The organism is Streptomyces sp. NPDC055013, from assembly GCF_053608645.1.
Genome location: NZ_JBSGVW010000004.1, coordinates 199,299 through 218,722 on the forward strand (window position 1 = coordinate 199,299; position 19,424 = coordinate 218,722).

At 68.9% G+C, this 19,424-nt stretch carries 14 protein-coding genes, 1 pseudogene and 1 riboswitch; of the genes and pseudogenes, 6 read left to right on the forward strand and 9 right to left on the reverse strand.

Annotated elements, in window-relative coordinates; genetic code table 11:
- Positions 1-246: 246 nt before the first annotated feature.
- On the reverse strand, positions 247-2,253 hold the full coding sequence (locus tag ACWGDB_RS07315; RefSeq protein ID WP_453821515.1) for an ATP-binding protein: 2,007 nt from the start codon (positions 2,251-2,253) through the stop codon (positions 247-249).
- 1,064 nt (positions 2,254-3,317) lie between these two features.
- On the opposite strand from ACWGDB_RS07315, the gene ACWGDB_RS07320 reads away from it, so the two are divergent.
- Positions 3,318-6,854 (forward strand): SpoIIE family protein phosphatase, encoded by a 3,537-nt coding sequence (locus ACWGDB_RS07320; protein ID WP_453821516.1) that lies wholly within the window; start codon positions 3,318-3,320, stop codon positions 6,852-6,854.
- A gap of 129 nt (positions 6,855-6,983) precedes the next feature.
- Here the strand turns inward: ACWGDB_RS07320 and ACWGDB_RS07325 are convergent, their stop codons facing one another.
- Positions 6,984-7,997, reverse strand: a complete 1,014-nt coding sequence (locus ACWGDB_RS07325) for an L-threonylcarbamoyladenylate synthase (RefSeq protein ID WP_453821517.1) — start codon at positions 7,995-7,997, stop codon at positions 6,984-6,986.
- A 204-nt stretch (positions 7,998-8,201) separates the two neighbouring features.
- On the opposite strand from ACWGDB_RS07325, the gene ACWGDB_RS07330 reads away from it, so the two are divergent.
- Positions 8,202-8,903, forward strand: a complete 702-nt coding sequence (locus tag ACWGDB_RS07330) for a bleomycin resistance protein (protein ID WP_453821518.1) — start codon at positions 8,202-8,204, stop codon at positions 8,901-8,903.
- 222 nt (positions 8,904-9,125) lie between these two features.
- Here the strand turns inward: ACWGDB_RS07330 and ACWGDB_RS07335 are convergent, their stop codons facing one another.
- The 7 genes and pseudogenes from ACWGDB_RS07335 to ACWGDB_RS07365 all read right to left on the reverse strand — a co-directional run bounded on the left by ACWGDB_RS07335 (position 9,126) and on the right by ACWGDB_RS07365 (position 14,653).
- Entirely contained in the window at positions 9,126-9,959 is an 834-nt protein-coding gene (locus ACWGDB_RS07335) for a DUF4436 family protein (protein WP_453821643.1), read from the reverse strand.
- Positions 9,960-10,021: 62 nt separating this feature from the next.
- Positions 10,022-10,534, reverse strand: a complete 513-nt coding sequence (locus ACWGDB_RS07340) for a serine hydrolase domain-containing protein (RefSeq protein WP_453821519.1) — start codon at positions 10,532-10,534, stop codon at positions 10,022-10,024.
- Between the two features lie 799 nt (positions 10,535-11,333).
- Positions 11,334-12,128: a hypothetical protein gene (locus ACWGDB_RS07345; RefSeq protein ID WP_453821520.1), complete on the reverse strand. Its 795-nt coding sequence runs from the start codon at positions 12,126-12,128 to the stop codon at positions 11,334-11,336.
- A complete protein-coding gene (locus ACWGDB_RS07350; protein ID WP_453821521.1) occupies positions 12,129-12,581 on the reverse strand; it encodes a hypothetical protein in 453 nt (150 codons plus the stop codon). It lies immediately after the preceding gene.
- A gap of 305 nt (positions 12,582-12,886) precedes the next feature.
- Positions 12,887-13,690: pseudogene (locus ACWGDB_RS07355) on the reverse strand (anti-sigma factor RsbA family regulatory protein); the annotation flags it as partial.
- Entirely contained in the window at positions 13,687-14,049 is a 363-nt protein-coding gene (locus tag ACWGDB_RS07360) for an STAS domain-containing protein (protein ID WP_453821522.1), read from the reverse strand. The pseudogene ACWGDB_RS07355 and the gene ACWGDB_RS07360, both read right to left, overlap by 4 nt.
- A 178-nt stretch (positions 14,050-14,227) precedes the next feature.
- Positions 14,228-14,653, reverse strand: coding sequence for an ATP-binding protein (locus tag ACWGDB_RS07365; protein ID WP_453821523.1), 426 nt, complete (start codon positions 14,651-14,653; stop codon positions 14,228-14,230).
- Between the two features lie 231 nt (positions 14,654-14,884).
- Between ACWGDB_RS07365 and ACWGDB_RS07370 the strand changes: the two genes are divergently transcribed.
- The 4 genes from ACWGDB_RS07370 (at position 14,885) to nrdF (ending at position 19,419) form a co-directional block, all read left to right on the forward strand.
- Complete coding sequence (locus ACWGDB_RS07370) at positions 14,885-15,250, forward strand: STAS domain-containing protein (protein ID WP_453821524.1); 366 nt, start codon at positions 14,885-14,887, stop codon at positions 15,248-15,250.
- A 130-nt stretch (positions 15,251-15,380) separates the two neighbouring features.
- Positions 15,381-15,610, forward strand: a riboswitch (cobalamin riboswitch).
- Positions 15,611-15,782: 172 nt separating this feature from the next.
- Entirely contained in the window at positions 15,783-16,217 is a 435-nt protein-coding gene (nrdI, locus tag ACWGDB_RS07375) for a class Ib ribonucleoside-diphosphate reductase assembly flavoprotein NrdI (protein WP_453821525.1), read from the forward strand.
- A complete protein-coding gene (gene nrdE / locus ACWGDB_RS07380; RefSeq protein ID WP_453821526.1) occupies positions 16,172-18,382 on the forward strand; it encodes a class 1b ribonucleoside-diphosphate reductase subunit alpha in 2,211 nt (736 codons plus the stop codon). Before nrdI ends, nrdE begins: the two co-directional genes overlap by 46 nt.
- Before the next feature lie 14 nt (positions 18,383-18,396).
- Positions 18,397-19,419 (forward strand): class 1b ribonucleoside-diphosphate reductase subunit beta, encoded by a 1,023-nt coding sequence (gene nrdF, locus ACWGDB_RS07385; protein WP_453821527.1) that lies wholly within the window; start codon positions 18,397-18,399, stop codon positions 19,417-19,419.
- Positions 19,420-19,424: the final 5 nt, after the last annotated feature.

Here is a 19,424-nt window from a genome sequence, read left to right on the forward strand (position 1 = left end):
GTGTGTGGGTTACCCCAAACGGTTTATCGGGCGTGTGCGGTGGGGGGGTAACCGCCACGCGTCTGTGCCCCGCCGCACCGACATATCCCGGCCCACGGGGAGAAGTAACTACCGACGGCCGGGGAGCTACCGGGCCGATGGAGTCGACCTTCCACTTGCTCCTGACCGGCGCATTCCGTCGGTCCGCCAGCGGCGTCGGTAGAGCTCGCCTCGACCATCGCCTCGGTGCCCAGGGCTATCCCCGACTCATCCGAGAAGATTCTTGAGCACCGTTTCTGGTCCGAGTGCCACGGCGTGCGCGATCACTGCCTCGTGGCGTTCGTCCCCCAGCTCAGTACGAACCAGGCGCTCGCACTGGGCCCGCAGCCGGCCTTCCCCCGGTGTGCCGCGCTTGGGGTGTCCAACCGAACTCCACAGCACTTCAGCAGTGGCTCCCGCGGCAGCAGCCTGCTCGACAGCGCCCTCCGTGGCGAGCGCTGCTGCCAGCAGGTCCAGGCCGAGGGCAAGGCCAAAGCGGTCACCGATGCGGCGCTTGCCCTCCAGCATCGATCTGGCGTGCGCACCGGCCTCCCTGACGCGGCCTTGGAACAGGGCGATGGCAGCCAGCTGGTAGGCGCTGTAGGAGCGAGCCCACCACTCTTCTCGCGCGGTGCACTCGGTCAGCAGGTCTTCCGCTTCGGCGCGTGCCCGATCGAGAAGTCCCTGACCGGTCAGGGCAAACACGCGGGCGATGCGACACAGCACCGTGCCCGGCGCGGTATGCGGCGTTCGCGGCGACTGCATCAGCGCCACGTCCACAGCATCCTGAGCGGCTCGAGGCCGACCGGCCAGAAGATGGATGAGGCTCAGCAAGTAGGCAGATCGAAGCACCCCGTCGGCGTCATTGATGCATGCTGCCTCCTGGACTGCGCTGTCGGCGAGCACGCGCGCTGCGCCACTGTCCCCGCTCAGTACCCGGGCCACCCCCAGCCCCCACAGGGCCCTGGCCCGGACTTGCCTGGGAGCGGCGCATCGTGCCAGGGCCGCCTCGAGGTACTCACCGGCTACCTGCAGGTGCCCGCAGCAACTCCAGAAGAATGCGAGGCGTCCGCACATTTCCACGGCGGCGCCGGAATTGGTCGACAGAAAGTAGTCCAGTGCGGCACGCAGGTCGGCGTGCGTGTTCTCCAGGCGCCGGTACCAGCCCGTCTGGTGCGGGCCCCACCATCCTGCGTCGGCTTGGCACGCCTGGTCCAAGAAGTAGTGGGCGTGCCGGTACGACAGCGCCGCTGTTTCCCCTAGTTCGTCCAACCACATGCGGCCGTACTCGCGGACCGTGTCGAGGAGCCGGTAGCGGTCGCCGCGGCGCCGCAGGATCGACTTGCGCTCCAGCCCCGCGAGTGCGGAATCGAGCCGGTCCTCGGAGAGCGGTCCGTGGGCACAAACCCGCCGCACGGCCTCACGGTCAACCTCGCTGCGGAAGACCGACAGTCTCGCCCAGAGCAGGCGCTCGGCGGGTTCGCACAGTTCGTGGCTCCAGCCGAGCGTCGTCCGCAGTGTGCGATGCCTTGACGGGCCGTCGGGGCAGTCGGCCGCGAGTTGCAGGCGAGAGTAAAGATGTCGATCAACGTCGTGGATGCTCTGATTGGCCAATTGTCCGGCGGCCAACTCGATAGCGAGCGGGATGCCTTCCAGGCGAAGGCACAGGCGTTCGACAGTCGCCTGATCTACGGTGCGGTGCAACGGAACGCCGAGAGCTGCCGCTCGTGTGCGGAGCAGATTCGCGCCGTCGGTTGTGGCAGGCAGGGGCAGCACCTCTACAACGTGTTCCCCGGCGAGACCGAGAGGTTCCCTGCTGGTCGTCAGCACAGCCAGATTGGGGGCAGCCTCAAGGAGGCGACCCACCAGCCCGCGGCAACCGCTCAAAAGGTGCTCGCAGGAATCCAGGACAAGCAGAACGTGCTGGTCCTTGAGCCACCTGGCGAGGGCGTCCAACGTATCGACAACCGTGTGGTTGGCGAATCCGAAAGCGTGAGCCACGCTGGGTACCAGCAACTTGTCATTCTGGAGCGGCCAAAGATCGACCCAGACCACTGCTCGGCCGCTGTCCAGCCCCACGCGGTCCGCCCCGTGGAAGGCGAGACGGCTCTTGCCTACGCCGCCCACGCCCGTAAGGGTGACGAGGCGCTGCTTTGCCAGGCTTTCGGCTACGTGGGCCAGCTCACTCACACGGCCCACGAAACCGCCCGGAAGGTCGGAGAAGTGGATCATCACACGGTCAGTGTGCCGGGGCTGCGGTGCGGGCCTCAGCGCCTCGCGCCTGCTCGTCGGGGTCACAACCGAGGGGGCGCAGCCCTGTGCTACCAGCAACGGCCATCGCCAGGAGCCCGGGCAACAAAGCAACCCTGCAGCAAGCAAGCAACATCAGCGGCGGCGGAATCTCCGCGGCGATGAGCTGAACTACGCCACACCACGCCAACTGGCCTGGCAGCACAGCGGCGGGACAGCCGCGCAGCCTCACCCCTTCGAGGTACATGTCGGCTTGCAGTCCCTCCGCTCGCGGGGAGCCCCACAAGTCGTGCCGCACGCGCTGAGCGTGTCGCCACCAGAGGCCGTGTCCGCACACGCGAGGGGGTAGTTGGGAGGGGCGTTGTTCATCCTGCGCGACCGCTCGGACGCTGGAGCGGACGTCGTAGTCAGGGGCGGTGCGATGCAGTGGCCCGGTCCACCGGCAAGCCGAGCGTGTCTGGATCGACGCGGGCGAAGACCGCGCCGTCGTCAGAGGCCGTCTGCTTCGTTGTTTCGTCCCGCGGATGCTGTTGGTCTCACGGGAGCGGCTCGCGCCATGTCGGGGTGACGTCGCCGGTGACGCAGCGAGACAGGCGGCGAACCCTGGAGCATCAACTGTGCGTCTAGGCGATGGTGAGCGCGAGGGGAGCCGGGTGCGGGCCCAGTCGACGCGGTGGCGTATCTGCGGTCGGCCCACAGCGCGATGATCCTGCAGTGGAGTTCACGCCGTCGCGACGGCAGCCGCAGCATCCCGGTCTCCGTGGACGCTCGCGGCGGTGACCAGCACGACCAGCAGCCGGCCAGGCGGTCACGACCTGCCCTTTTGCGGCCTGCCGCCCCCCTTCCCGCCGTCGGTGTACGGCTGAAAGCTTACAATTCTGAGCAAATCGCACTTTAGGCTATTTTAATCTTGTAGTTCCTGCAGGCGTGTAGCCAGAAGCTTCGGATCCCGCGTCCGGTCTGCCCGAAGACCCGCAGTGAGGAGCTGCCGGCCAGCACGCTGTGAGGCCGCGGGCGAATCGCACAGGCGCCAGGAGGAAGATCTCTCGATGACCCGGCCCGATGACCCGAGCACCGCGGCGGCCCGGATGTTCGCCGAGGCCGGTGCCTTCGGCGAGCTGCTGGCCGGGATCGAGTGGACGGCGACGCCGCTCGGGCCGCCCGAGTCCTGGCCGGGGCCCCTGGTGGACACCCTGCGCCTGATGCTCACCTCTGAGCACGGGATGGCTCTGTACTGGGGCCCCGAATTCGCCACGCTGTACAACCTGGGCTCCTCACCCATTGTCGGCGCCAAGCATCCCTGGGCGCTCGGCAGGCCCTACAAGGATGTGTTCCCCGAGGTCTGGGCCCACCCCGTGAGCTCCCACTTCCACTATGTGACCGACACCCGCAAGTCCCTGCTGATCTCCGATGAGCCGCTCATCATGGAGCGCCACGGCTTTCCGGAACAGTGCTACTTCGAGTCCTCCTTCCAGCCCGTGCTGCTGGACGACGGCACCGCCGGCGGCGTGCTGCAGATCATCACCGAGACCACCGGACGGGTGCTGGGCGAGCGCCGGCTGCGCCTGCTGAGCGAGACCGGCGCCCGCACCGCCGGGCTGCTCACGCCGGGCGAGGTCGCCGACGTCGTCGCGGAAGTGCTGGGTTCCTATCCCGAGGAGATCCCGTTCCTTTGCCTGTACCTGGCCTCCGAGCCGGGGGTGCTGCATCCGGCGGCCGCCACCGGGCTCCGGACGATGCCCAAGGCGGTCTCCTTGAGTGCGGCCGACGGACCGGAGGCCGCGGCCCGGCTGGCGCAAGCGGTCGCCGACGGTGCTCCTGCCACGCTGCCGGCCACCGTGTTCACCGCGGGCAACACGGCCGGGCAGCACGCCGCGGCCTCCCGGCTCCCGGTCGAGGAGGCGGTGGCGCTGCCGCTGGACTGCGCGGGCCAGGTGGGAGGCGTCCTGGTCGTGGGCATCAACCCCTGCTTCCCGCCGGCCGGGGCCTACCGGGACTTCTTGGAGGTACTCGCCGCCGCCGTGGCCGGGGCGCTGACGGCCGCACTCGCCCACGACGAGCAGCGCCGGCGGGCGGAAGCACTGGCCGAGCTGGACCGGGCCAAGACCACCTTCTTCGCCAACGTCAGCCATGAGTTGCGGACGCCGCTCACGCTGCTCCTGGGCCCGCTCCAGCAGGCCTTGGCCGACGAAGACCGGCCCGAGAGGCGCGAGCAGCTGGAGCTGTCCGAGCGCGGCGCCCTGCGCCTGCTGAAGCAGGTCAACACCCTGTTGGAGGTCGCCAGGGCCGATGCCGGGCAGATACGACCGGTCCTCGAGCCGGTCGACCTCGCCGGTGCCACAGCCGAGCTGGCCGGGGTGTTCCGCTCCGCCTTCGAGGCGGCCGGTCTGACGCTGGAGGTGGACTGCCCGCCGCTGTCCAAGCCGGTGTCCCTGGACCGGGAGATGTGGGAGAAGATCGTCCTCAACCTGCTCAGCAACGCCCTGAAGTTCACCTTCACCGGCGGCGCCCGGGTGCAGGTGGCCCCCGCCGGCGACCGCGCCCGGCTGACCGTGACCGACACCGGCACCGGCATCTCCGCGGACGAGCTGCCGCGCCTGTTCGAGCGCTTCTACCGGGTCCGCGGCGCCCGCTCCCGCTCCCACGAGGGCAGCGGCCTCGGCCTGGTGCTGGTGAAGGACCTGGTGGAGGCGCACGGCGGCACCGTCGGCGTGGACAGCCGGCTCGGCCAGGGCACCAGCGTCACCGTGGACCTCCCGTTCGCCGCCGCCCACCGGCCCCACCCGAACACACCCGCGGCCGGCGCCGCACCCCCCGGGGAAACCCCCAAGGAAGGTGGAAGCAGCGGGCCCGGCCGCGCCGCGGCCTACGTGGACGAGGCGCTGGGCTGGCTGGCGGCGGGCCCCGTCCCCGCCGCGGCGACTCACGGGGCAGGCACTCCACCCGCCCCCGCGACCCGGGAGCCCCGCCACGACCCCGGCCCCGGTCCGCACGAAACCGACAGCCCCCGCCCGGCCCGCCTGCTGGTCGTCGACGACAACGCCGACATGCGCGCCTACCTCACCCAGCTCCTGGAGCCCGACTACGACGTGCTGCTCGCCGCCGACGGCCGGGCCGCCCTGGAGATGGCCCTGGCGCAGCCGGTGGAGCTGGTGCTCAGCGACGTGATGATGCCCCACATGGACGGCTTCGAGCTGGTCCGGGCGCTGCGCGGCGACCCGCGCACGGCCCGCCTGCCCATCGTCCTGCTCACCGCCCGGGCCGGCGAGGAGGAATCCATGCAGGGCCGGCAGGCCGGCGCCGACGACTACCTGGCCAAACCCTTCTCCGCCCGTCAGCTGCTGGCGCGCGTCCGCACCGGGTTGGAACTGTCCCGGCTGCGTGAACAGGTCCTGACCGAGACCCGCGACCAGTTGGCCGTGCTGGCCTCCCTGGCCGACGCGGGCCTGCGGCTGTCCGCCACTCTCGACCCGGACCAGATACTTCAGACCGTCGGCCAGATCCTGCTGCCCGACTTCGCCGACCAGATCAGCGTCCACCTCACCACCGCACGACCCGCCGCGGCACAGTCGCCACCGGCATACATCGCCGGCACTCCACTTCTCGCCCGCGAGACCCTGGCCACCGCCGCCACACACGCGATCAAGGGCACCGCCCCGGCCCCAGCCGCCGCGCGCCAGGCGCCCGCCTCCATGCTGGCCCTGCCGCTGCAGGCCCACGACCAGACACTGGGAGCCCTGGTGCTGGTCCGGCACACCGGCTACTCCGCGGTCGAACACAAGTATCTGGAGAACCTCGCCCACCGCCTGGCCCTGGCCTACGACAACGCCACCCGGTACCACAACGAGCGCCGCCTCGCCCTGACCTTGCAGCGCGCCCTGCTGCCCCACAGCCTGCCCGAGGTGCCCGGCGTACGCCTGGCCACCCACTACAGAGCCAGCAACCGGGGCGCCAAGGTCGGCGGCGACTGGTACGACGTGCTCGCACTGCCCGACGGTGCCGTGGGGCTGGCCATCGGCGACGTCATGGGCCACGACGTGGACGCCGCCATCGTGATGGGCCAACTCCGCTCCGCCCTGCACAGCCTCGCGATGGAAGGCGCCGGCCCGGCCCAGGTGCTGGCCAGGCTGGACGCCTACATGCAGTCACTCGCCGCCGAACGCTTCGCCACTTGCCTGTACGCGGTCTACGACCCGCACCTCCATCGCCTGCGCTACGCCGCGAGCGGACACCTGCCGCCTCTGCTGATAGCCACCGACACCGCCTATCTGGAGCTGCCGCCGGCGCTGCCGCTGGGACTGGGCAGCACCCCGGTCGACCGCGAGGTGGCGTTCCCGCCCGGCACCAGCCTGCTGATGTACACCGACGGCCTGGTGGAAAACCGGGCGCTGTCCCTGGACGGCTGTCTGGAGGCGCTGCGCCAGACCTGCGGCACCCTGCCCACCGCCGCCCGCACCGACCCCCAGCAGATCACCGAACGAGCCCTGGAGCTGCTGAACACCCCCGACCGGGTCGACGACGACACGGCCCTGCTCGCCTTCACCGCCGAACCATCGTCTCTGACCCGCGACCCCCCGCCTGACTGAAGTGTCAGACGACCGCCAGCTACTGCGTGGTCGTTGCCAAGGAGGCTGCGGATTTGCTGATCCACTGCTGGAGGGTGGGCGTGAGCGAGGTGCGCGCAGCAGCCGGGTCGTCCCCGATCTGGTGTTCGGTCACCCGCTCGTAGGCCGAGGTGAGGTTGTCGGTGGTGCCGCGGAGGGCCGGGGCCCTGCGGCGCGGCGGAGCCGGTTGGCGATCGCCACTCCCAGACCGTTCTCCGTCGGCAAGGACGCGACGATGAGGTCGCACCCCTGCTGGTCGAGCTCACGCAGGAACCCGTACAGGCCGCGCGCGTAGGCCGCCATCGAACCGGGGACCGCCACGACGGCGTGCACCTTCAGCGCGCTGTTGGCCAAGGAGGGGGGAAGAAAAACGCCCACCTGATGCCCCCGCTCTTGCGCGAGCTCGGCTTCGGCGACGACCTTCTCGGGCTCGACGAGGATGACCCTCGCACGCGGCGCGTAGTGTGACGGATGCTGGCCCGGCACCCGAACGTGACTGTTCGAATTGACCGCAACTGGGCGCCCCAGCACCGCTTCGAGGTCCTCGCGCGTCACCCCGCCGGGCCGAAGGATGCTCGGGATATCGCCCATGGCGTCGACGATGGTCGACTCGACGCCGACCTCGCAGGAACCGCCGTCCAGGACGAAGTCGACGGCATCACCGAGCTCCGCACGGACGTGGTCCGCCGTCGTGGGGCTCACTGAGCCGAAGCGATTGGCGGACGGGGCCGCGACACCGCCGCCGAAGGACGCCAGCAGCGCGAGTGCGACGGGATGGTCGGGCACCCGCACGGCCACCGTCTCCAGGCCGCCAGTCGCCTCGAGGGGCACCCGGCCACCGCGCCGCAGGACCAGCGTGAGTGGCCCCGGCCAGAAGTGTTCGGCCAACAGCCGCGCCGCCGCGGGCACGTCCTCCACCCAATCGCCCAAGTGCTCCGCGCCGCCGATGTGAACGATCAGCGGGTGCGAGGGAGGGCGCCCCTTGACCTGGAAGATGCGCGCGACAGCGGCGGAGTCCTCGGCGTTGGCGCCCAGACCGTAGACGGTTTCGGTCGGGAGGGCCACCAGCCCTCCGACGCGCAGCACACCGGCCGCCTTCTCGATGTCGCTGATACTTGCCGTCACCCTTGCATCCTCTCCCTGATTCCGTTCTCCGCGTCCAATGGTCTCGCCTACTCATAACGACCAACGCAGGGCCGACGGCACCGGGTGAGCGATGGCCGTAGGAAAGCCGTCGCGGCGGCACCTGGGTACACCGCCAGGACAGCCCGGCCTATGGACTCTTGGAATCATCTGTACCTAGTAGTCAACTTTGACTAATGTGCCGGTATGAATGAGAAGACCATTCCGATCCTGCCGTGCCGGACCATCCAGCCCGTTCTCGACTTCTACACCGCCCTCGGGTTCGAAGTGACCTTCCAGCAGAAGAGCCCCAACCCGTACGCCGCCGTGAAGCGCGGCGGCATCGAGCTCCAGTTCTTCGGAATGAAGCAGTACGAGCCGGCCGAGTCGTTCAGCACGTGCTACGTCCAGACCGATGACGTCGCCGGGCTGCACGCCGCCTTCCGGGCCGGGCTCAAGGCGGCGTACGGGAGGATCCCGACCCGCAGCCTGCCGCGCATCGGGCCGCTCAAGGACATGTCGTACGGCGTGCGGCAGTTCCTCATCACCGACCCGGGCGGCAACTGCATCCGCATCGGGCAGCAGACGAGCGAGGACCCGCATCACCGGCCCGCCCCCAAGGAGACCTTCGCCCGCGCCCTGCACCACGCGGCCCTCCTCGCGGACTCGAAAGAGGATCCGGCGGGCGCCGCAAAGACCATCGACCGGGTGCTGCGCCTTGAGGACGAGCAACCCACACCTGTGCAGTTGCTTCGCCTCCTGGTCCTGCGAGCAGACGTCGCCGGGCGCCTCGGCGACGAACGAACAGCGACGACAGTCCTCGCCAAGGCCGTCGCGGTCCACCTCACCGCCGAGGAGCGAGAGACGGTCCATGACGACCTCGAGCGTCTCAAGGAGCTGCGGGCCTAGCCGACAGTGTGCGTGGCGGCAGCGTCGGCCGCGCCTCGCCCGGACAGGACTCCCCCTTTTCTGACCCCGGCGGCGCGTTCTCTGACCCCGGCGGCGCGCCGGTGGGTCCGCACAGTCGTGGAGTCGTCAGGAGCGGGCCCCGAAGGAGAACCCCGTAGACCCGCCTCAGACCCCTGCCATGCCGCTATTTGCGCCTGACCGTGGGCGAGTGCGCCGGAGCCACTACCTGGGCGGCGTGTCCTTGCGGAGGGCCTTGTTGACGCCGGTGATGACCACGGTGATCAGGCAGAGGGCGATGATGGTCTCGGCCCACAGGAAGGCGAACCAGTCCAGCACGCAGCCGATCGGGGGTGTGCCGGGGGCGGTGTTGCGGAACGCGGCGAGGGCGAACAGGGTGGCGGCCATCCAGGCGAAGCCGGGCCAGACCACGCCCTCGCTGCTGGTCGTCAGATACCAGGCCCCGATGAGCACGGCCGCCGCCAGCGCCCACATGACCACCATCATGAAGACCGCGAAGACGAGCAGGCTGCCCGATCGCGCCAGCTCCAGCGCCAGCACGGCCTCCTGCCGGGAGGGCGCGGGTTCCGCGGAAATCGAGAAGAGCGTGTCGGCGTTGGAGAACAGCATCCGTACCGGCACCTGCTTGCCGTCCAGCTGCGCCCGGAACGCGATGTCGGTCTCGTAGGTGTCGAACGGGTAGTCACTGATCGATCCGCCCGTGAGCACAACCTGCACGTCTCTCGTCGCGAGCCGCTCATGCGCCCCGAACTCCAGGTCGCTGACGGTCGCCCCCGAGGTCTGGAGGCTGAGATCGGCCACCGGGGCCGCACCGTCGGCCTCACCGAGGGTCCCGCGCGGGGTCACCCAGACCCGCAGCACCAGCTCTCTGCCCGCGGCGTCGACGCTTTGGACGACGGCCTCCACATCCACCCGGTCGACGGCCGAGGATCCGACGGTGTGCACCGTGTCGACCGCCTGCCGCTCGGTGAACTGCAGCCACGAGCCAACGGCCACCGCCGCCACGATCAAGAACGCTATGAGGATGAGCACGGGCAGGATAGATCTTCCGAAGCGTCTTGGGCGAGGCGAGTCGGCAGATGCCGGACGGCCCTGACGCATCACTGGGTCCGGATGTCCAGCAGTTGGTTTGCCGCCCACAGCTCGATGCCCTCGGCCTCCAGAAGATCCTGGTCGTCGAGAAGGCCGCACGTATGGCGCATCAGGTCGCCCAGCGTGACGTCCCGCGCCCAGGGCGGAGGTTTGTCGAGGTGGTCGGACAGGGGGGCGTTCCGCGCGAGTTGGTGCCGGCTGGCCAGCAACAGGACCGCGTCTACGGTGAATTGCTTGGGGCTGGAGGCCATGTCGGAGGCCGTCTTCGAGGTGATGGCGCGCCCTGTCGTCAGATCGGCGTTCCCTTGCCCCGCCTCCCGGACAACGCTTCCGCGTACGCCGACACCTGCCGCACGGCGCGGGCCATCCGGGTCCCGGGAAGGCACCAGCTCGTGGAGAACCTCCAGGCTGCGCGTTTCCCGGTCATCGACGCCCGCATAGGCATGCGGGTGCGCGACACCCTCCCGTACGACCACCGCCTCGGCGCCCCCGGCGGTACACGACGACGCCGTCCGATTCACGTACACCACCTGCTTTCGCCACCTGGAACGAGATCGGCTCGGTGCCATCGCGAACTTCGCGGGGTTGAGGGCATCAAGTCCGCTGCGGGTGCGCCGCTACGGGTGTGCCGTGATGCGGCGCCGGCCGACACCGGCCCGCGTTGCCGGAAGGACCAGGACGCCCTGGCGGCCGGCGCCCCGATGCGGAAGCCGCGCTCTGCCACGAGATCCCGTTCCCTACCGACAGCCACGGGGCCTGCCGGGCGACGCCGAGGCGGTGTTGGCGGAACGCACGTAGTCCACGCTACGGGGTGGTCCGAGGACGTGCATGCGGACGATGTGGCGGCTACGAAGCGCGCGCCGCCTGCCTCGGGCATACGGCTGAGTGACAGCGGCGCCCAGTCGCCGCTCGTCGGCGAGCCCGGACGGCCACGGCAAGGCGCCGGAACTCCGCCTCTGGCCCGGACTTCCCAGATCAGCACTCGTAGGCGTAATACGGGACGTCGTCCGCCTCCGGAACAACCCTCCCGACGCCACCCGGGCGGATGCGAATGCAATTCGGGTCATACCCATCGGTCTCGACTGTGGCATGGATCGTGCGCCTGCACACGTTGCGGATGTCCGCTCGTCCACCGCCGTAGGCGGCGAGCTTGGCGCAGCCCGGCTCCCTTGCGGAGCCGGGCTGCAGTGACGGTTCCTGCGACGGTCGGCCCGGTCAGCAGGGCCAACGCGGCCACCACGACGAGTGCGGATCGAAGACGAGCCAGGGGGGCCGTTCCACCTCACCGGAAGACGGCCTGACCGAGCACACCATCGTCGTCTATTGGCGTGGCATGGATGGCGTGCTTCGGTCTGCCTTCGCCGACTCGTCGAAGAACCTGACGATCCGGGGCAGGGCTTGCCGCACCGATTCGTTGTGGTCGTAGGCGCCGACATCGGTCTGCCGGCTTGTGGCATCGTTCCTCGTCAACTGGTCCGCGCAGTAATCCGCGTGACTGAAGTCGACGTCCTTGTCGCCCCGGCCGTGGAAGATCTCCACCGGTACGTTCGGCCGCCAGTCACATGTGTTGTCCATCGGGCGCAGCTTGTCCTTCAGGACTCCGTCGGGCTTGCGGATCTTGTTCAGGAAGTCTTCGGTGAACAGGTCCTTGGAGGCCGCCGGAAGTTCGCTGAAGATCTGCCCGGCGGTGTGATGGCCGTCGAAGAGACCCTCCACTTTGCTGTCGTAGGGGGAGCGGAAGGCGTCGCCGGGTGACGCGTAGAGGCCGTACATCCTGTTCCAGGCGGTGACGAAGTAGGCGAGGTAGATGCCGGATTTGGCGATCTTGTCGTCGGCTGCGGCGGCCTCGAAGGCCGAGAGGTTGTAGGGGCCGCTGACCGGGGCGAGCGCCCCCAGCCTGAAGTAGCGGTCGGCATCCTCCTGCTGAAGCGCCCGGCCAACCAGCATGGTCGCGGGGCCGCCCTGCGAGAACCCGCTGACCTGAACCTTCCGCTTCAGCTCCCGGCCGTTGCGGTGGGCGAAGGTGCGGGCCGCGCGCAGGCCGTCCACCGAGGCCGCGACGGTGGCCCGAGGGTCACCGTAGGGGTGGAAGCCTTCGCCCGAGCCGAGGCCCACCTAGTCGGGCGCCGAAACGGCCCGCCCGGTCGAGGCGAACAGCAGGGCGACCAGCCGGTCGTTCGACTTCGGATTCTCCGAGGCGACGTCCTTGCGGTAGACGGTGGTGCCGTGCAGCCAGGAGACGGTGGACAGGTGGCGCGCCCCGTTCTTGGGCAGGACGACGAGCTGGCTCGCGGTCGTGAGGGCGCCCGCGCTGTCGGTGGTGCGGTAGGTGACCCGAAAGGCGGTCACGCCGTAGCGGACCTGGTACGAGTCGATCTTTCCCCGGAGTTCCCCGGCCACTTCCTCCGCGGTGAGGTCCGCCAATTGCTCAACGGAGACGACGGCCCCGCCTTGCGCCGGCCCGCGGTGGGAGCCGGTCGCGGCCGAGACCGGAGCGAGCGAGGCGGACACACTGCCGAGAACCGCCGCACCAGCCAGAATCCGGATTTTCGTTCGCCGTGAAGTCATGGATGGATCATGCACGTCGGCTGCCCCGCTGGGACATGGAGCAACCCCCCGGGCCACAAAGGGGGAAAGCCCCCTCGGGGCCCGCAGGGGCGCTGGAGGAGTGAAATTCGCATCGCGATGGGTTTCACGCCGCGGGAAGTTGTCCGTCCCCGGCGAGCAGGGGCCGGAGGCACGCCGATCGTCGGCCGACCTGATCGGGACCCGTTTTCGTGATCGAAGTCGTGCCCGTATAGGCGCTTGCGGCGCTCGGCATCTTGCGGGGGATCACGCGGCCAGGTACCGAACATGGCGGCCTTCTCGTCGGCTCGGGCGGGCAGGTGGCGCCCGGCGAGCGGATCGGTGAGCTGTCCACGGTCGCTGACTTCGCACACCAGCTGCGTATCCTCGGCCCACACCCGCAGGCTGCCCGAACCGCCGCCGTGCACCACACTGTTGGTGGTCAGCTCGGACACCGCCAGGGTGAAGTCCTCCAACGGACGCCGGACAGTCCGAGCCGGGTTGCCTGCTCGACCGCGGCACATCGGACGGTGGCCAGCCCCTCGATGCCGAAAACCCGCGACTCGGCCGATGTGGGGGCCGGTGCCAGTGGCTGGTTTTAGCGGTCCACGATCTGACCGCGCGCGTAGGAGGGGCTGGGCAGCCGGTGCCCGCCGGAGACGACGACCACGGGGTGCGTGGCGTAGGCGTCGATCAGTACGCGCTCGTCCAGGCGGTCGGCGTCGTACGGGCACAGGATGGTCACCTCCCTGGCCTGGAAGGCCGGGTTGTTCAACGCCTCCTGCTGGTCGCAGGCCGGGTACTCCAGGCTGCTGCGGTCCGGCCAGATCGGCTCGCCGATGATCCGCACCCGAGTCGTGGGATGAGCGTCGGCGAAGGACCGCAGCACGGTCGGGATGATCCGGCCGGGGTTGCGGCCCGCCTCGGTCATGTCGAGGAAGCGCACCGACGCCGCGTCCGCGCCCAGGCTCTCCTTGAGGGCGGTCAGGTTCGGCCCGCCCGGCCTGACGGCCGTCGCGGATGAAGGGGACCGTGCCATCCACGTACTCCTGCTCACCCCGGTAGAACAGGGCGGGATGCACGAACGGCTCGGTGGCAGCAGAACCGTTCATCGCGCCACCACCTCGATCGCCGGCAGATCCGGCCAGAACATCTCCAGCAGCCGCTCCATGCTGGCAGGCGGCCGTTCGAGGACAACGCGCCGTCCGGCAGGAAGCCCTTGGACTGCCACCGCCAGGACCGAGACACCGGCTACGTCGGCGAACGTCACGGCGGACAGCTCCAGACGGCACTCGCCCGTGCCGCTCCCGGCCAGCCCATCCATCGTCCGCTGCCATGCCGGACGCGTCGCCAGGGTGATCTCACCGATCGCCCGCCAGCCCATGAGGTCAGGAAGTGGGTACACCCGCAGCGTGCCTGCGGGCGGGAGCGGCGGTGAGGCCGACGCGTGAGCCTCGTGCGCATCGTTCACTCCCTCACCCCCGGTGGGTTGTGGTGCCCGCCCCCGGTGCCCCACGCTACCCCGCGAGCCGAGGCCGGATACGCGAAACGGCCGCGCCTGCCAGGACACGACTGTGCTGCTCCTGCCCTGCACGACCAGAAGCAAAGGCCCATCCCCAACCCCGGCTGCGGACCGAGCGTCTGGACCGTTACACCAGCCCGCGGGCAGCGGTGTCGCTGGACGTGTCGGACAGGCTGATGCGGGCCGTGATGCGCTTGCCGACCGGTATTCGCTCGATGAAGAGGTCCTCGGCGACGGCCTTGACGATCTCCAAGCCGTGCTGGCCGATCCTGCTGGGATCGGCGGCTCGGGCCACCGGGATGGCGGGGTCGCTGTCCCACATGACGACGTCCACACATTCAGCGGAGATGCGCAGCTCCAACAAGACAGGGCCCGGGGCGTACTTACAGGCGTTGGTGATCAACTCACTGACCACCAGCTGGGTGAGGTCCCGCGCACGGACCGACACCGGCAGGTGGTGGTCGGCGTGAGCCTGGTCGAGGAACGCGACGGCAAGGTGGCGGGCGTCCGCGATGCAGACGTCATCTCCGCCCAGGGCATACCCGGCACGCATCACAGGCTCACCCGGCCCACTACGGCCGTCACCGTCGACATGGGATGCCACGTGCCTCGCCCTCACTCCCCGTTCTCGTAAGCGCCACTACCCGCCCCACCACGGTGCATGCCTGGCAACTATGCGGTTTGGCATCGTGCCCGACCTGCTGCATCCCGCCCCGGGCGGTGGGGCAGAATCGTCCGTGTCCGCCCCGACCCGGGGCAGGTTCGCGAGCGCAGTCGAGGAGACGTGGCCGACATCGACAACGCAGACCGTCCCGATCAGCTGGCCATCGACACCCGTTTGATCGACGGCGTGCGCGTCGTGACGGCACGGGGCGAGATCGATCAGACCGTGCAGGAAGTCTTCAGCAGGGCGCTGTCGGAGGACGACCGTGTCGTGCCGACGCGGATCGTGCTGGACCTGGGCGGTGTGACCTTCATGGACTCCAGCGGCATCAACGTTCTCCTCACCGCCCACCGCGAGGCGAGCGCCACGCACGGCTGGCTCCGCCTCGCCTGCCCAAGAGATGCCGTCCTGCGCGTGCTTCAGTTGGTCGGCGTCGACACCCTCATCGACTGCTACCCCACCGTCGATCAGGCACTGACTCCCTGACCACCCACCGCCTGTCCCGGCGGACCCAGGGCTTGCTCACCGTGTGAGCACCGCGGCGAAACTTAGGTATGCCTAAGTTTTACTCACAACACAACATCTGGGATGCGCACGCGCAGTCAATTCTAGATGTAGTGTTGGCGGTGCTGGTGGTTCGCCGGGCACGCCTGTGTCCGGCGTCGCAAGAGGGAACCCGGTGAGAATCCGGGACTGCCCCGCAGCGGTGAGCGGGAACGACCGCCGTCACACGCACTGGGCCCACGAACAGGGCCTGGGAAGCGACGGCCAATAGGAGTCTCGTACGACCTCGTACGACGGGACGCGCCCGCGAGTCCGAAGACCTGCCACCGGCGCGCACGCCGAAGAGCGGTGTGCGCGCTCCGAGGCCCCGAGGGAGGGCCACGTGGCAGACGCACGGACCCGGGTCAGGTGTACGTTTCTCCGCCGCCCCGGTCTTCCGCCGTATGCGCCGCGCCGCTCCTCCCCTCCCGGTCCTCGGACGGAGACGGGAACGAGCGAGAGGAGGCGGCGAGCGATGAGCGGTCTCGTGTATTTCTCCAGCGTCTCGGAGAACACCAAGCGCTTCGTGGAGAAGCTGGGCCTGCCGGCCACGCGCATCCCCCTGCACCCGCACCGCGAAGGCATGCCGCAGGTGACCGAGCCGTTTGTGCTGATCGTGCCGACGTACGGCGGCGGCGAGCGCGCGGGCGCGGTCCCCAAGCAGGTGGTGCGCTTCTTGAACATCGAGGCCAACCGGGCCCTGCTGCGCGGGGTCATCGCCTCCGGCAACACCAACTTCGGCGCCGACTACTGCCTGGCCGGCCGGGTGATCTCGGCCAAGTGCGGCGTGCCGGAGCTGTACCGATTCGAACTGCTGGGCACGGACCGCGACGTCCGCGCCGTGAGGGAAGGACTGCAGAGGTTTTGGACACGACACTCATCGACGGCAACGGGGCGACCGGCGGCATGAACACCCTCACCACGGCGGTCACGGTCCCCGCGGCCCAGCGCGAGTCGGTCGGCACGCGCAAGGACTACCACGCGCTCAACGCCATGCTGAACATGTACGACTGCGACGGCAACGTTCAGTTCGACAAGGACCGCGAGGCCGTCCGCCAGTACTTCCTCCAGCACGTCAACCCCAACACCGTGATGTTCGCGTCGCTGAAGGAAAAGATCGACTACCTGATCGAGAACGACTACTACGAAGACGCCCCGATCCGGGCCTATGACTGGGAGTTCCTCGAGGCGCTGCACCAGCAGGCCTACGCGCACGAACACCGCTTCCGCACCTTCCTCGGCGCGTTCAAGTACTACACGTCGTACACACTGAAGACCTTCGACGGCTCCCGCTACCTGGAGCGCTACGAGGACCGCGTCGTCGCCACCGCCCTGTATCTCGGTGGCGGCGACCAGGAGTTGGCCTCCCGGCTGGTCGACGAGATGATGACCGGCCGCTTCCAGCCCGCCACGCCCACCTTCCTCAATGCCGGCAAGGCCCAGCGTGGCGAGCTGGTCTCCTGCTTCCTCCTGCGCGTCGAGGACAACCTGGAGTCCATCGGACGCGGCATCAACTCCGCGCTCCAGCTGTCCAAGCGCGGCGGCGGAGTGGCCCTGCTGCTGACCAACCTGCGCGAACAGGGCGCCCCGATCAAGAAGATCGAGAACCAGTCGTCGGGGGTCGTCCCGGTGATGAAGCTCCTGGAGGACTCGTTCTCCTACGCCAACCAGCTCGGCGCCCGGCAGGGCGCGGGCGCGGTGTACCTGCACGCCCACCACCCCGACATCATGCGGTTCCTGGACACCAAGCGGGAGAACGCGGACGAGAAGATCCGCATCAAGACCCTCTCCCTCGGCGTCGTCGTCCCGGACATCACCTTCGAACTCGCCAAGCGCAACGAGGACATGCATCTGTTCTCGCCGTACAACGTGGAGCGTGAGTACGGCAGGCCGCTGTCGGACCTGTCGGTCAGCGAGCACTACGACGACCTGGTCGCCAACCCCCGTATCCGCAGGACGACCCTCAGCGCCCGGGAGTTCTTCAAGACCGTCGCGGAGCTGCAGTTCGAGTCGGGGTACCCGTATCTGCTGTTCGAGGACACCGTGAACCGGGCCAACCCGATCCCGGGCTGGATCAACATGTCCAACCTGTGCTCGGAGATCCTCCAGGTCAACACGCCGAGCACGTACGACACTTCGCTCGGCTACGAGACCGTCGGCAAGGACATCTCCTGCAACCTGGGCTCGCTGAACATCGCCGCCGCGATGGCCTCCCCCGACCTGGGCGCGACCGTGGAGACCGCGGTGCGCGGGCTGACCTCGGTCTCCGACCAGTCGAACATCGACGCCGTTCCGTCCGTGGCGCACGGCAACGACCTCTCCCACGCCATCGGCCTCGGCCAGATGAACCTGCACGGCTATCTCGCCTCGCAGCGCATCCACTACGGCAGCGAGGAAGGCGTGGACTTCACCAACATGTACTTCTACGCCGTCGCCTTCCACGCGCTGCAGGCGTCGAACCGGATCGCGATCGAGCGCGGCACGGCCTTCGACGGGTTCGAGCACACGGCGTACGCCGACGGCTCGTACTTCGACAAGTACAGCGAGCGGGCGTGGGAGCCGGCCACCGAGCGGGTACGCGCTCTGTTCTCCGAGGCCGGGGTGCACCTGCCCACGCAGGACGACTGGCGGGAGCTGCAGCGTTCGGTCCAGGAACACGGCATCTACAACCAGTACCTCCAGGCCGTCCCGCCCACCGGTTCCATCAGCTACATCAACGACGCCACCGCCTCCATCCACCCGATCGCCTCCAAGGTGGAGATCCGCAAGGAGGGCAAGCTCGGCCGCGTCTACTACCCGGCGCCGCACATGGACAACGACAACCTGGAGTACTTCCAGGACGCGTACGAGATCGGCTACGAGAAGATTCTCGACACCTACGCCGCCGCCACCCAGCACGTCGACCAGGGCCTGAGCTGCACGCTCTTCTTCCGCGACACGGCCACCACCCGCGACCTGAACCGGGCGCAGATCCAGGCCTGGCGCAAGGGCATCAAGACCCTCTACTACATCCGGCTGCGCCAGGAGGCCCTGGCCGGCACCGAGATCGAGAACTGCCTGTCCTGCACGCTGTGAGGAACGTACCGACGATGACCACCACACCTGCCCCGCTGACCGAGCTGTCGGTCACTCCCCCGTCGTACCGCCACGACCCGGCCGCGCGCCTGCGCCCGGTCAACTGGAACCGTGTCACCGACGACAAGGACCTGGAGGTGTGGAACCGGCTCACGGCCAACTTCTGGCTGCCCGAGAAGGTTCCGCTCTCCAACGACGTGAACGCCTGGCAGCAGCGGCTCACCGCCGGGGAACGCACCCTGACCATGCGGGTGTTCACCGGTCTGACGATGCTCGACACCGTGCAGGCCACGGTCGGCGAGATCGTGCAGATCCAGGATGCGCGCACCGAGCACGAGGAGGCGGTGTACACCAACATCGCCTTCATGCAGGCCGTGCACGCCCGCAGCTACTCCTCGGTGTTCTCCACGCTCTCCAACACCCCGGAGATCGACGACGCCTACCGCTGGGCCGTGGACAACGACGTCCTCCAGCAGCGCTGCAAGACGGTTCTGAAGTACTACTACGGCGACGACCCGCTGAAGCGGAAGGTCGCCTCCACCCTGCTGTCGTCGCTGCTGCTGTACGCGGGTTTCTACCTCCCGCTGCATTTCTCCACCCACGCCCTGCTCACCAACACCGCCGACATGATCCGCCTGATCCTGCGCGACAAGGCGGTGCACGGCTACTACTCCGGCTACAAGTACCAGCGCGGCCTGGAGAGGCGGTCGGCAGCCGAGCAGGACGAGATGCGGGACTTCACGCACACGCTGCTGGAGGAGCTGTACCAGCTGGAGCTCCAGTACTCGGGTGAGCTGTACGAGCCGCTGGGACTCATGGACGACGTGGCCGTCTTCGTCCGCTACAACGCCAACAAGGCACTGATGAACCTCGGTTACCCGGCCCGCTTCGGCGCGGACGAGACCGAGGTCAACCCGGAGATCCTCGCCGCGCTGTCACCCGGCGCGGACGAGAACCACGACTTCTTCTCCGGCTCCGGCTCCTCCTACGTCATGGGCAAGGCGGAGGACACCGCCGACGACGACTGGGACTTCTGAGAGGC

What these genes read in the sequence shown, in the direction of transcription:
- ACWGDB_RS07320 (WP_453821516.1), top strand. Translation starts at nt 3,318, where the DNA reads ATGACCCGGCCCGATGACCCGAGCACCGCGGCGGCCCGGATGTTCGCC.
- ACWGDB_RS07330 (WP_453821518.1), top strand. Translation starts at nt 8,202, where the DNA reads ATGAATGAGAAGACCATTCCGATCCTGCCGTGCCGGACCATCCAGCCC.
- ACWGDB_RS07350 (WP_453821521.1), bottom strand. Translation starts at nt 12,581, where the DNA reads ATGACTTCACGGCGAACGAAAATCCGGATTCTGGCTGGTGCGGCGGTT.
- ACWGDB_RS07365 (WP_453821523.1), bottom strand. Translation starts at nt 14,653, where the DNA reads ATGCGTGCCGGGTATGCCCTGGGCGGAGATGACGTCTGCATCGCGGAC.
- nrdI (WP_453821525.1), top strand. Translation starts at nt 15,783, where the DNA reads ATGAGCGGTCTCGTGTATTTCTCCAGCGTCTCGGAGAACACCAAGCGC.
- nrdF (WP_453821527.1), top strand. Translation starts at nt 18,397, where the DNA reads ATGACCACCACACCTGCCCCGCTGACCGAGCTGTCGGTCACTCCCCCG.